This is a genomic window from Actinoallomurus liliacearum, from assembly GCF_039542035.1.
GTDB lineage: Bacteria > Actinomycetota > Actinomycetes > Streptosporangiales > Streptosporangiaceae > Actinoallomurus > Actinoallomurus liliacearum.
Genome location: NZ_BAABHJ010000040.1, coordinates 394457 through 407465, shown reverse-complemented (window position 1 = coordinate 407465; position 13009 = coordinate 394457). Strand labels below are relative to the sequence as shown.

The window sequence follows — 13009 nt, the reverse complement described above, 5'->3', positions numbered from 1 at the left end:
GCGAGACATGACTCAGCCTCGGCTACTCGGTGGTCGCTACGAGCTCGATGGTGTCATCGGGCGTGGTGGCATGGCCGAGGTCTACCGAGCTCGGGATTCCCGTCTTGATCGTGTTGTCGCGATCAAGACGCTTCGGGCGGACCTGGCCCGGGATCCAACGTTTCAGGCGCGGTTCCGCCGGGAGGCGCAGTCCGCGGCATCGCTGAACCATCCATCGGTCATCGCCGTGTACGACACCGGCGAGGATGTCATGGACGGCAACCCGGTGCCGTACATCGTCATGGAGTACGTCGAGGGGCGCACGCTCCGCGACGTGCTGCGGGAAGAGCACAGGCTGCGGCCCGAGCGGGCGATGGAGATGGCCGACGGGATCCTGCGCGCGCTGGACTACAGCCACCGCGGCGGGATCGTGCACCGGGACATCAAACCGGCCAACGTGATGCTGACCTCCAGCGGCGAGGTCAAGGTCATGGACTTCGGCATCGCCCGTGCGATGGCCGACTCGGCCGCCACGATGACCGCGACCGCGCAGGTCATCGGCACCGCGCAGTACCTCTCGCCGGAACAGGCTCGGGGCGAGCGGGTCGACGCGCGCAGCGACCTGTACTCCACCGGCTGTGTGCTGTTCGAGCTGATCACCGGCCGCCCGCCGTTCCAGGGCGACTCGCCGGTGGCCATCGCCTACCAGCACGTACGGGAGGAGCCGCCGGCGCCGTCGCACCTCGACCCGTCGATTCCGCACTGGGCCGACGCGATCATCCTGAAGGCGCTGACGAAGGACCCCAACTACCGGTACCAGAGCGCGGCCGAGATGCGCGGCGACATCCAGCGCGCGCTGCAGGGCATGCCGGTGTCGGCGCCGACCATGGCGATGAACGCCGGCACCCAGGTCATGCAGGGCGGGCCGCCGACCCACGCGACCCGGCCCGCGACGATGGGCTACGACCTGCCGCCGGTCAACTACGCGGAGCCGGACGAGCCGGAGGGGCGCGGCAAGAAGATCGCGCTCGGGGTGGTCGTCGCGCTGCTCGCCGTGGGCGCGGTGACGGCGCTGTACTTCATGTTCAGCGGTAACGGCGGGAGCGCGAAGGACAGCAACACCGTCGCGATCCCGACCGGCATCGTCGGCGACGACTCGGACACCGCCAAGCAGCAGTTGACGGCGCTCGGCTTCACGAAGATCAAGACGACGAAGAAGCCGAGCGACAGCGTCGACAGCGGCAAGGTCATCAGCGTCACCCCGACCGAGAACACCAAGATCGAGAAGACCCAGGTGCCCACCACCGAGGTCACCCTGGTCGTGTCGACCGGCAAGCAGAAGGTCACCGTCCCCCAGGTCCGGGGCAAGAGCGAGGACGCCGCCAAGAACGCCCTGGAGAACGCCGGGCTCAAGGTCGGCAGCACGGACAAGAACAACAGCTCGACCGTGCCGAAGGGCTACGTGATCAGTTCCGATCCGAGCTCCGGCACGAAGGTGGCCAAGGACACCGAGGTCAACCTGACCATCTCCGAGGGTCCCGGCAAGACCACGGTGCCCTCCGAGGTCGGCAAGCAGCTCTCCGACGCAAAGGCCGACCTGCGCAGCAACGGCTTCTCGGTTCGGGTGACCTACGTCGACCCGCAGAACGGCGAGGCACCGGGCACGGTCGTCGACCAGAGCCCCGGTGACGGCGAGACGGCGAACCGCGGCAGCACGGTGACCCTGATGGTCGCCAAGCAGCAGACCCAGCAGCCGCCGGATCCGACCACGGATCCCACACAGTCCGGCAGGCCGGGCTGGCCGGGCTTCTGACGAACACCGACGCGGCCTCCCTCCGCCCATCATCGGCGGGGGGAGGCCGCGTCGTTCGTACGGGTCGGTCGTACGGATCCCTGGTCTCTGATCTCGCCGACGTCGTGTCACCCGTCGGCGGGGGCCGGGCCTCGAAGCGGGTCCGGACATGAGGGAGGGCTTCCGCCGCTCGGGGGCAACGGCGGAAGCCCTCACTCGTTGATCCGTCTTGACCCCCTATGGCGTTACACGGTCCGCCGAGAATCTTTTTACCGATGTTTTGCGGCCGGGCTCGGGGGTGCCGTAGCCGACGTGCCGCCGTCGTCCACCGTTCCGTGATCGAACTGGATCTGGGGCTCGAACCAGGGGAACACGACGTACCAGAGCAGGACGCCGACCACGAGCAGGCCCACGACGGCGGTGTAGACGCGCGTCACCGTGTCGCCGGGGAGGTGCCGCCACAGCCAGGTGTACATCAGGAGGACGCTCCGTTCACCCGGGGGATCGAGCCGACCATCCGCCCGAAGACGATGAGCCGCTCGGCGGCGGAGTACTTCGGGTGGCAGGTGGTGAGGGTGATCAGCCGCTGGGTCGGATCCTTGGTGGGATGCTCCGGCACCGGTGCGACGACGCTGACGTCACTGGGCGACACGACCTTCTTACCGGTGACCTGGTAGGTGTACTGCCGGGTCCGGGTGTCGATGAGGATCTTGTCGCCGGGGTGCAGTTGGTCGAGGCGGTTGAACGGCGCCTGGTACGTCGTACGGTGCCCGGAGACGACGAAGTTGCCGATCTGGCCCGGCATCGCGGTACCGGGGTAGTGACCGGGCCCCTTGCGCAGGTCGGCGATGGAGACGCCCTCGATGATCACGTAGTGGAAGCCCTTGCCCAGCCGGGGAATCCGGATCAGGGCGAGGCCCTGGCCGAGGCGGACGCGCTCGGCGGTCACGGCGCCCGGCGCCTTGCGGGGCGGTGGCGCGGCCCAGGCGCGGGTGAGCTCGCCGTCGAGCTTGTGCTGCGCGGCCTGCGTGTACGCGCCCGTGCCCCACAGCTCGTACGCGACGAACAGCAGCAGGACGGCCCCCGCGGTGATGAACAGCTCGCCGAGGCTACGGATGAGAGTTCGCACCGTCGGGCTCCAGCGCGGTGGCGTACTTGGGCTGCACGTTGCCCGTGTAGGCGGGCAACGTGGTCTTCTTGAGGGTTGTCACGGTGTACCCGAGTCCGTATTCGGCGACGTACTGCCGGTAGACCTGAATGGCCGGTGAGGCGTCCAGGGCCGCTCGCAGCCGGCCCGGATCTCCGATCGCGGTGATCCGGAACGGCGGCGAGTAGACGACGCCCTGGAGGATGAGCGTATTGCCGACGCAACGCACGGCGCTGGTGGAGATCAGACGTTGGTCCATGATTTGCACGCCCGTTGCTCCGCCGGTCCACAGCGCGTTGACGACGGCCTGGACGTCCTGCTGGTGGACGACGAGGTCGTCCGGGCCCGGGTCGCCGGGGATCCGCCGGCCGGTGGGCGCGTCGTCGAGGGTGACGCGCACGCCGTGTCCGGTGAGGGCGGCGAACCCCGTGCGGGCCGCGAGGCGGTCGGCGTCCTCCTGCGCGGCCTTGACCCGGGCGTCGCGCTGCGCGACCGCCCGTACGAGGCCCTCCACCTGCCGCCGTAGGTGGCGGTAGCTCGCCTGGGAGCCCTGGTACTGCCGCTGCTCCTGGGCGATGAGCTCGGTGACCTTCGTACGGCCGCCGCCCCGCAGGTCCGTTCCGTGCGCGGTGCTTCCGCTGGCCGCGAACAGGGTGCCGGCGAAGATCGTCAGGGCGGGGATCGCGTAACGCCACGGCCGGCCGCCTCCGGTCATCCCGCCATTGCCGGGTTTTCGCCGCATCGCGACACCCCACCGCCCCCAATAAGGTCGTACGCTGCTCACCAGCGACTACGCTAACTGACAAATTGACCCATGCGCGGACCCGGCGTGCGGCCGCGTTCCGCCCGAGGAGAGACCCCGTGCCCAAGTCGAAGGTACGCAAGAAGGCCGTCTACACTCCGCCGCAGCGCTCGCAGAAGGTCTCGGTCAGCCCGAGGTGGCTGGTGCCGACGATGGTGGGCTGCTGGCTGCTCGGCCTGGCCTGGATCGCCGTCTACTACATCACGGCCAGCGTCAGCGCGACGGTGCCGCTGATCACCTCGCTGAGCAACTGGAACCTGCTGATCGGGTTCGGCGTGATCGTGGTCGGCGTGGTGCTGTCGACGCGCTGGCGTTGACTTCCCCACACGGTTATCCACAGCCTGTGGACTGCCCTGTGTGTTATCCACAGGAGTAGTCCCCAGCCTTCTCTCGTGCCGTGCGCCGCGGGCGGACACGTCCGTGGCCGCCCGCGCGTGCGCTGACGTCGGCGGAGTGCGTTCCCTCGCGCGTCGCGTACGCGCGCGGACGTCAGTGCGGTGTGCTCTTCTCGCTGCGGCTCGCGCGGGTCAGGACGCGAGCGCGGTGGCCACGGCGGTGAGGATCACGAACAGCACGGCGACGACCGCCGACGCGGCGACCTGGACGGCCTTCTGCCGTCGGCGCGGGGCGTAGGCGAACGCGACCGCGAGCACCGCGCCCGTGACCAGCCCGCCGACGTGCCCTTCCCAGGAGATCCCGGAGAAGGTGAACGTGAACAGCAGGTTGATCACGATGAGGAAGACGATGCCGCGCGTGTCGACGCCGAGCCGGCGACCGACGACGAAGAACGCCGCGAACAGCCCGAAGATCGCCCCGGACGCGCCGACGGCGGGCTGCAGCGGGGCCACCAGGTAGAGCAGGACGTTCCCGCCGATCGCCGACAGGACGTACAGCACGGTGAACCGCACCCGGCCCAGCACGTGCTCCAACTGCGGGCCGAGCACCCACAGCGCCCACATGTTGAACAGGATGTGGGTGATGCCGAGCCCGCCGGCGTTCATCGGCACGTGCAGGAACGCCCCGGTGATCAGGCGGTACCACTCGCCGTCGGCGACGCCGATCCCGGGGAACCGGCCGCGCGCGGGCATTCCGCCCACCATCTCGAACCGGTCGACGAACGCCGGCGAGGCCAGCTCCCCGAGGTAGGCGAGGACGTTGAGGGCGATGAGCGTCAGCGTGACCGCCGGGCGGCCCCGCACCCGGCCGCCGAACACCGTGCGCGGCTCGCGCACCGTGCGGTTGCCGTCGTGGACGCACTCGGGGCACTGGTGCCCGACCGCGGCCGAACGCATGCAGTCCGGGCAGATCGGCCGGTCGCACCGCGTGCAGCGGACGTACGTCTCCCGGCCCGGATGCCGGTAGCACATCGGTGCCTCAGGGGCCGGGGCCTGCGCCGGATCGGTGCTCATCGTCGCCTTCTCGTCTGTGGCCGGATACCCGTCTAGGTCCGGATACCCGTCTAACGACGCTCGATCGTCACCGATTCCAGGACGATGTCCTCGACCGGACGGTCGTTGCGGCCGGTCTTCGCCTTGGCGATCGCGTCGACGACGTCGCTGCCCTGCACGACCTCACCGAAGATCGTGTGACGGCCGTTCAGGTGCGGCGTGGGGACGACCGTCACGAAGAACTGCGAGCCGTTGGTGCCGGGCCCGGCGTTGGCCATCGCCAGGAGGTACGGCCGGTCGAACCGCAGCCCCGGGTCGATCTCGTCCTCGAACTCGTAGCCCGGGCCGCCGAAGCCCTGGCCGAGCGGGTCGCCGCCCTGGATCATGAACTGGTCGATGACCCGGTGGAAGATCGTGCCGTTGTAGAGCGGGTTCCTCGACCGCTGACCGGTCTCGGGGTGCGTCCACTCGATCGTTCCCTCGGCGAGACCGACGAAGTTCTGGACCGTCTTGGGCGCCTGCTCGGGGAACAGGCGGATGACGATGGGACCCATGGTGGTGTTCAGGGTCGCGATGAGCTCTCCGGCCATGAAGACCGCCTCCTCGTTTCGGAGTACGCCCTCGGTGGGCGTGTTCGGATACGTCACTGAGGTAGCCAACGCTACTGGCCTCCACCGATCCTCCGAACGACCCTCCGCCGGGGGCGCCGACGGCTGAACGGCGTCCTCACCGATCCGGTGATTGACATCGCTTACGGGGGGAAGAGGTTGGTCGAGACCGCACATAACGGAGGGGTATACATGTCCCTACGATCGACGACTCGCAAGAAGCCGCAGGTCAAGCTCAGCGGCTCACAGCTGACCCGGGCGCAGAAGCGCGCGATGCGCAGCGCGCGGCAGCTGCGCCTCTCCGAGCTCAGCCGGGCACAGAAGCGCGCCATGCGATCGGCACAGCAGACCGCCCAGCGGACCGCGCAGTCGGCCCAGACCGCGGCACAGACCGCCCAGAACGCCGCGCAGCGGACGGCTGACCGGCTCGGCCCACCGGCCGGTCAGGCTCGCGACATGGCAGCGACGGGCCTGTACAACGCCCGAACCTGGGGCGCGCCGCGCCTCGACCGGGCCGGCGCGTACATCGAGAAGGAGCTCGCCCCCCGGGTCGGCTCGATGATGCGCCAGATGGCGACACGCCTCGAACCGCCGAAGCCGCGGCGGGCCCGCCGTGGCATGGCCGCCACGCTGCTGCTGGCCGGTGGCGCGCTCGGTGCCGCCGGAGCGGTCGCGACGCGTCGCAACGCCGCGCGGAGGCAGGCCGAGGAGCCCACGTCCGCGCCGTCCGAGCACCTCTCCTCGGTGTCGGACAGCGACAGCGACGACCGTGCTCGCACGTCCTGACGGACGTCCACCGGCGGTGAGCCCGGCCTGACGGCCGGGCTCACCGCCGTTTTCCCCCGAAAAGGAATTCTTCGCGGACCGGCCGGCCTTTCTCGCTGAACAGATGCAGCGCCGCAGTCCGCCCACTGGATGCCATATCGGGGGATCAAATCGGACATCACATGCCGTACCGTTTCCGGCATGTCGCTAAGGTCGTCGATCGGTTCCACGACCCGCAGGGTGGTGGCGGTGGCTCTGCACCGGGGCTGGGAATGGGTCCGCCAGCATGGCGAGATCACCCCCAGCACCCCGGCGGGACGGCGGTTCGGCCATCTGGGCAAGGGCGTCTGCATCGGCTTCCCCACCGGTGCGCTGTTCGGCGAACCCTGGATCCACATCGGTGACGACACACTCGTCGGCGTGCACGTCACGATCTCGGCCGGTTTCGTCCCCGGCCTGGACCTGGGCCCGGACCCCATCGTGAAGATCGGCAAGGCCTGTTCGATCGGCCGCGGCAGCCACATCGTCGGCCACCAGTCGATCGAGATCGGCGACGACGTCTTCACCGGCCCGTACGTCTACATCACCGACCAGAACCACGGCTACGCCGACCCGACCGTGCCGGTCGGCCGGCAGTGGCCGGTCAACGACTCGGTCGTCATCGGCGACGGCTGCTGGCTCGGCGCGGGCGCGATCATCCTGCCCGGCACCCGCCTGGGGCGGAACGTCGTCGTCGCCGGTGGCGCGGTGGTGCGCGGGGAGTTCCCCGACCACAGCGTCATCGCCGGGGTGCCCGCCAAGGTGGTACGGCGCTACGACACGGAGACCGGCTGGCGCCCGCCGCTGCCGGAGACGCCGCTGGACGAGGCCACACTCGCGGCGCTGGCCGAACTGCCGCCGATCCCGGGGTCCGGCGAGCTGGCGAGCTGACCGGCGTCCGGCCGCTCCGCCGCCGTCGCCGGTGACCGGCGACGGCGTCACCGACCGGCGGGTCGGGTGTCCGTCACGCGCCGACGTACGGCGGAGCGACGCCCCAGCCCCAGTGCGGCACGGGCGCCTGCTGGATCGGGTGCGCGTCCGGTTGGGAGTTGGCGAGCGCGATCCGGGTGCCCCACTCGATGTAGCCGAGGAAGGCGGCCCGGAACTCCGGGTCGTGCGGCAGTTCCACCTCGTCGGCCGCGTCGAGAAGGAGCTCGACCCACCGGCGGCGCTGCCGCTCGGTGATGGCCCTGCCAAGGTGCTTGGACAGCATGTGGTGATAGCCGCCGCGCCCGTCCGTGTAGCGCGTGGGCCCGCCGAACACCTCGCTCAGCCACATCGCGACGTACTTCGGGTGGTCGGGGTCCATGTGGGCGAACAGCGGCCCGACGAGCTCGTCCTTGAGCACCTCGCGGTAGAACACCTCGGTCAGGCGCTCGAAGGCCTCCGTGCCACCGGCCCAGTCGTACATGGTGGGCACCGACCCACCCGGGCCCACGACGGCGGTGCGCCGGTAGTGCCGCATCTCCTCGATCTGCTCGACGTACGGGCGGATCTCGGCGAAGAACGCGGTGAAGTTATCGCTGTTCCGGAACCCCGTCAGGTGATCGTCAGCAGAGGTCCACACGATCCGCAGGATGTAGGACTCCGGCTCGTCGACGCACCGCGTCAGTTCGTACTCCACGCACTGCGGCGCAGTGGCGAGCGGCACGGCGGCACGGGCGTACGCCGCCTCGAAGTCGTCGCACCGCTCGGCGGGCACCCGGTACCGGATGTACTCAACGATCACAGTCTTCCTCCATAGCGCGGGGAACGCTGGAAGATATGTAATCATGTAATTTGATCAAGCGACAGCACTTCTGAACGGCTGAAACGTCGGCCCCGGGCGTAGGCCGCGTCGAAGGCGTCGGTGCCGAGCGCGGCGAGCGCGGCGGCCCGGGCCCGGTCGGTCTCCAGGCTCCACGGAGGGACGAAGCCCTGCAGGGCGTGCGCGCAGCCCAGGATCTCGGCCGCCCGGACCTGCTCGCCGCGCGCCCGCCGCCAGCGCCGCCAGTCCCTCGGCGAACGCCCCCACCGTCTGGTCGATCGGCAGTCGCCCGAGATCCGCGAGGATGGCGATGCCCTTGGCGTGCCAGTCGGCCGAGGAGCGCAGGTCGCCCTCCTCTTCGGCGAGACAACCGAGCCTGCCGTACACCGTCGCCACGGTGACCGCCAGATCGACCCGCGCCTTCCGCGGCTCGACGGTCTCCAGCGCGCGCTCCAGCAGCCCCCGGGCCTCGCGTAGATCGCCGGACCGGCGCGCCACCTCACTGAGCCAGACGTGGCCGTGGGCGATGAGGCCGTACTCGCCCATGCGCTCACCGGCCCGTATCGCTCGCCACAGCTCCGCACGGGCCCGTTCGGCGTCCCCCGCCTGACCGTACGCCCGGCCGAGCTGGATGAGCAGCATGCCGCCCTGCTCGGGGGTCACGCCCTCCGTCGCGTATCCGTAGGCCTCGCCGACCGCCCGGATGGCCTCCTCGGGAGCGCCGCGGACCAGGGCCGACTCCGCGAGGATGCCCAGGCACGCGACCATGCCCCAGCGTTCCCCGAGGTCGTGGAAGGTCGCGTACGCCTGCTCCGCCTCGGCGCGGCACCGCTCGATCTCCCCCCGGTTCACCGCCAGGTAGGCGTGGAAGACGCGCACCGCGGCCCGCGTCCACGGATCCGGATGGTCGGCGATGCCTTCCAGCTCACGCCGGCAGGCCTCGAGGTCGCCGCCGAAGACGGTGGCGATGGGACGGCCCAGCGCCAGCACCGGGTGGGTCGGACGCTCGGGCAGCCGGGCCACCGCGCGCGCCATCGCGCCGCTCAGCGTCTCCAGAGACGGCCCGTCGCCGCCCGACATCTCTCTCATCAGCGCGGCGGTGAAGGCGCAGATCGCGTAGGCGTCCTCGACCCCGTCCGACACGTCGGGCGCGTCGGACCCGACCGTGTCCATGACCTCGGTGGCCCAGTCACCGGCCTCCGCCTCCATGTCCCGCAGGACCCAGAACCAGGTGAGGGCCCCGACGAGACGGACCGCCGTCGATCCGTCCCGGGTGTCGATCGAATGGCGCAGTGCCGCGTTGAGGTTGTCGCGTTCCGCGCTCAGGCGCGCGGCCCAGAACAGCTGGTCGCGGCGGCGCAGCTTCGGTTCGGCGCGTTCGGCCAGGGCGAGGAAGTACGCGGCGTGCGCGTCCTTGCGCCCCTTCTCCTCACCGGCCTCGGCGAGGCGTTCGGCGGCGTACGCCCGAACGGTCTCCAGCAGCCGGTAGCGGACCTCGCTGTCGCCCTCCGCCACCACGAGCGACTTGTCGACGAGCGCGGCGACCACGTCGATGACGTCCTCCCCGAGGACCCGCTCGGCCGCCTCCGGCGTCGCGCCCCCGGTGAACACCGACAGCCGGCGCAGCACGCGGCGCTCGGCGTCGTCCAGCAGTTCCCAGCTCCAGTCGACGATCGCGCGGAGCGTCCGGTGCTGGGGCAGCGCGGTCCGGCTGCCGACGGTCAGCAACCGGAAGCGGTCGCCGAGCCGGTCCGCGACCTGCGAAGGGGTCAGCGCCCGGAGCCGGGCGGCGGCCAGCTCGATGGCGAGCGGGATGCCGTCGAGTGCGCGGCAGATCCGGACGACGGGACCGACGGTCTCGCCGTCGACCGTGAAGCCGGGCCGTACGGCCGCGGCGCGGTCGGCGAAGAGCCGGACCGCGTCATGAGCCGTCGCCGTCTCGACGTCCGTGTCCTCGGGCGGCAGCGGCAGGGACGGGACCGGGCACAGCGCCTCGCCGGTGATGCCGAGCGGCTCCCGGCTGGTGACGAGGATCCGCACGCCGGGTGCGGCGGCCAGCACCCGGTCCGCCAGCCGCGCGACCGCGTCGACCAGGTGCTCGCAGTTGTCCAGGACGAGCAGGATCCGCCGGTCCGCGAGCGCGTCGACGAGCCGGTCCAGCGGCCACACGATCTCCTTGGCCTCGATCAGCCGGACCGTCTCCATGATCCCCATGGCGACGACGACGGCCTGCGGCACCTCGGCCGCGTCCCGTACGGGCGCGAGCGGGACGAACCACACGCCGTCCGGCGTGTCGGCGACCGCCCGGGCCGCGGCCTCGATCGCCAACCGGGTCTTCCCCGCGCCGCCCGGCCCGGTCAGCGTGACGAGCCGCGAGCGGGTGAGCAGGCCGGCGACGCGGCGCAGCTCGCGGTCACGGCCGATGAAGCTGGTGAGCAGGGCCGGCAGGTTGTGCATACCCTTCGCCGGGCCCGTCACCGTGCCCCTCGCCCGACGTACGTCCGGTGGCCCGGCCGGCGGGGCGTCCCCGGCCGCCGACGCCTCCGGCTCACCGCGGAGGACGGCCAGATGGACGGCGGCGAGCTGCGGCGACGGGTCGACCCCGAGCGCGTCGGCCAGTTCCCGCCGGGTCTGCTCGTAGACGGCCAGCGCGTCCGCCCGGCGACCGGCCGCGCACAGTGCCCGCATGAGCTGCCCGCGCAGCCGCTCCCGCAAGGGGTGGCGCGCCGTCAGTTCCTGCAGTTCGGGGAGCAGGCGCGCACCGTCGCCGAGGGCGAGTTCGGCGTCGACGCGGTTCTCGACGGCGGACAGCCGCAGGGCCTCGAGCCGCGCGATCGGGCCGACGGCGAAGGCGCTGTCCGCGACGTCCGCGAGCGCCGGGCCACGCCACAGGCCGAGCGCCTCCCGGAGCAGGTCCACCCGACGCGCCGGATCGTCCTCGGCGTCGGCCGTCCTCAGAAGTTCCTCGAACGCGACGGCGTCGATGTCGGCGGGGGCGACGGCCAGCCGGTAACCGCCCGGCGCCGACGCGACGAGCTCCCGGCCGCCGACGCCCCGCAGGCGGGACACCAGGGCCTGCAGCGCGTTGACCGCCCGGTCGGGCGCCGCGTCCTCCCAGATGTCCTCGATCAGCCGCTGGGCCGGGACCGTACGCCCCGCGTCGACCGCCAGCCGGATGAGCAGGGCGCGCAGCCGGGCGCCGCCGATCTCGACGGGGCGGCCGCTGCCGTCCCGTACGTCCAACGGCCCGAGGATGGCGATGCGCACCACGCCATTGTCTCCATGGGAGACACCGGCATCGGTCTCCTCCGGGCCACCGCGCGACGGCACCGACCGATCTCACAGCCGCGCCGCCAGCCGGTGCGCCGAGCGTCACCCCATGGTTACCGCCTGCGGCGCCGGTCGTAATGGGCGGATTCGACGCTGGCCTCGTTCCCCGACGGACGAGCCAGGAAGGCGGCACGATGAGCACCGCGGAGCAGAGCATCTACGAACGGATCGGCGGCGAGGACGCGCTGGTCGCCGTGGTCGACGACTTCTACGTACGGGTGCTGGCGGATCCGGGGTTGAGCGGCTTCTTCGCGGGGGTCTCGATGCCCCGCTCAAGGGCCGCCAGGTGGAGTTCTTCGGCGCGACGCTGGGCGGGCCGCAGGTCTACTCGGGCGCGCCCATGCGCGCGGTGCACCAGGGCCGCGGCATCGAGCAGGAGCACTTCGACCTGGTCGCCGGGCATCTGACGGACGCGCTCACCGCCGCGGGCGTCCCGGCGGAGCTGGTCGGGCAGATCATCGGCGTCGTCGCCACGCTCGCCCCGGACATCGTCTCCGAGAAGGTCGGGAGCTGACCCGAGCGTTCGGCGCGGGTACCCGGCTCCGGCGATCGGCCGGCGTGGCCGACGCCGTGGCGGGACGCCCGGCTCATCCGGTGATCCCCGGTGTGCTACTGGTATGGGGTGATCACCGCCCACCTGCCCATCCTTTTCGGGGTCGGCGTGCTGGCCGGGGTGGTCAGCACCGTGGTGAGCCTCGCGTCGGTCGTGTCCTACCCGGCACTGCTGGCGCTCGGACTGCCCGCTCTCAGCGCGAACGTGACCAACACGGTCGCGCTCGTCTTCACGGCGGTGGGCGCGACGGCCGGATCCCAGCGGGAGCTCACCGGGCAGCGCGGACTGGTCCTGCGGCTGGGCCTGCTGACGGCGCTCGGCGGCGCCACCGGCGCGGTGCTCCTCATGGTGACGCCGTCGGGCACGTTCGAGCTGATCGCGCCGTGGCTCATCGCGGGCGCGTCCCTCATCCTGCTGCTGCAGCCGAGGGCCGGGCGGCTCGTGGAACGCTCCACGGGTGAGCACGGCCGGCTGCTCCGCCTGGCGCTGTTCACGGTCGCCGTCTACACCGGGTACTTCGGCGCCGCCGGCGGCATCCTCACGCTGGCCGTGCTGTCCGCGATGATCGACCTGCCGCTGGTCCGGGTCAACGCGGTGAAGAACGTCATCGCGGGCCTGGCCAACGGCGTCGCCGCGGTCGGGTTCGCGCTGTTCGGTCCCGTACGGTGGGACGCCGTCCTGCCGCTGGCGGCGGGCTTCCTCGTGGGCGGCTGGATCGGCCCCGCGCTCGTCCGCCGGCTCCCGGGTGAGGCGCTGCGCGTCATCGTCGCCGTCTGCGGCGTGGCCGTCGCCGTCAAGCTCGGCATCGACGCCTACGGCTGACGCCTCTGCCTGCGGGTATCAGCGCGGATCGTTCTCA

The 13009-nt window shown here is 71.4% G+C and carries 12 protein-coding genes and 1 pseudogene; 6 read left to right on the top strand and 7 right to left on the bottom strand.

The window, feature by feature from the left end; all coding sequences use genetic code 11:
• The first annotated feature begins 7 nt into the window (after positions 1-7).
• A complete protein-coding gene (pknB, locus tag ABD978_RS40515; protein ID WP_345366459.1) occupies positions 8-1792 on the top strand; it encodes a Stk1 family PASTA domain-containing Ser/Thr kinase in 1785 nt (594 codons plus the stop codon).
• Positions 1793-2040: 248 nt separating this feature from the next.
• Here the strand turns inward: pknB and ABD978_RS40510 are convergent, their stop codons facing one another.
• Genes ABD978_RS40510 through ABD978_RS40500 form a run of 3 tightly spaced genes read right to left on the bottom strand, consistent with a single transcriptional unit; the run spans position 2041 to position 3660 of the window.
• Complete coding sequence (locus ABD978_RS40510; protein ID WP_345366457.1) at positions 2041-2247, bottom strand: hypothetical protein; 207 nt, start codon at positions 2245-2247, stop codon at positions 2041-2043.
• On the bottom strand, positions 2247-2900 hold the full coding sequence (locus ABD978_RS40505) for a class E sortase (protein ID WP_345366455.1): 654 nt from the start codon (positions 2898-2900) through the stop codon (positions 2247-2249). The genes ABD978_RS40510 and ABD978_RS40505 overlap by 1 nt, the downstream gene beginning before the upstream one ends.
• Positions 2881-3660: a DUF881 domain-containing protein gene (locus tag ABD978_RS40500; RefSeq protein ID WP_345366453.1), complete on the bottom strand. Its 780-nt coding sequence runs from the start codon at positions 3658-3660 to the stop codon at positions 2881-2883. Before ABD978_RS40500 ends, ABD978_RS40505 begins: the two co-directional genes overlap by 20 nt.
• A gap of 119 nt (positions 3661-3779) precedes the next feature.
• Here ABD978_RS40500 and ABD978_RS40495 point away from each other — a divergent pair, with 119 nt between their 5' ends.
• Positions 3780-4037 (top strand): cell division protein CrgA, encoded by a 258-nt coding sequence (locus ABD978_RS40495; RefSeq protein ID WP_345366451.1) that lies wholly within the window; start codon positions 3780-3782, stop codon positions 4035-4037.
• A 210-nt stretch (positions 4038-4247) separates the two neighbouring features.
• On the opposite strand, the gene ABD978_RS40490 is transcribed toward ABD978_RS40495, so the two are convergent.
• Together ABD978_RS40490 and ABD978_RS40485 are read right to left on the bottom strand one after the other, a co-directional pair.
• Complete coding sequence (locus ABD978_RS40490) at positions 4248-5129, bottom strand: rhomboid family intramembrane serine protease (RefSeq protein ID WP_345366447.1); 882 nt, start codon at positions 5127-5129, stop codon at positions 4248-4250.
• Positions 5130-5179: 50 nt separating this feature from the next.
• Positions 5180-5698, bottom strand: coding sequence for a peptidylprolyl isomerase (locus ABD978_RS40485; RefSeq protein WP_345367422.1), 519 nt, complete (start codon positions 5696-5698; stop codon positions 5180-5182).
• Between the two features lie 210 nt (positions 5699-5908).
• Between ABD978_RS40485 and ABD978_RS40480 the strand changes: the two genes are divergently transcribed.
• The gene (locus ABD978_RS40480) at positions 5909-6502 is read left to right on the top strand and encodes a hypothetical protein (protein WP_345366445.1); all 594 of its coding nucleotides are present in this window, start codon (positions 5909-5911) and stop codon (positions 6500-6502) included.
• Between the two features lie 180 nt (positions 6503-6682).
• The gene (locus ABD978_RS40475) at positions 6683-7411 is read left to right on the top strand and encodes an acyltransferase (RefSeq protein ID WP_345366443.1); all 729 of its coding nucleotides are present in this window, start codon (positions 6683-6685) and stop codon (positions 7409-7411) included.
• Positions 7412-7484: 73 nt separating this feature from the next.
• Here ABD978_RS40475 and ABD978_RS40470 read toward each other — a convergent pair whose 3' ends face one another.
• Positions 7485-8249: a globin domain-containing protein gene (locus ABD978_RS40470; protein WP_345366441.1), complete on the bottom strand. Its 765-nt coding sequence runs from the start codon at positions 8247-8249 to the stop codon at positions 7485-7487.
• Between the two features lie 54 nt (positions 8250-8303).
• Positions 8304-11534: an AfsR/SARP family transcriptional regulator gene (locus tag ABD978_RS40465; protein ID WP_345366439.1), complete on the bottom strand. Its 3231-nt coding sequence runs from the start codon at positions 11532-11534 to the stop codon at positions 8304-8306.
• 140 nt (positions 11535-11674) lie between these two features.
• Between ABD978_RS40465 and ABD978_RS44130 the strand changes: the two are divergent.
• A pseudogene (locus tag ABD978_RS44130) lies at positions 11675-12111 on the top strand (group I truncated hemoglobin).
• A gap of 90 nt (positions 12112-12201) precedes the next feature.
• The gene (locus ABD978_RS40455) at positions 12202-12972 is read left to right on the top strand and encodes a sulfite exporter TauE/SafE family protein (protein ID WP_345366435.1); all 771 of its coding nucleotides are present in this window, start codon (positions 12202-12204) and stop codon (positions 12970-12972) included.
• Positions 12973-13009: the final 37 nt, after the last annotated feature.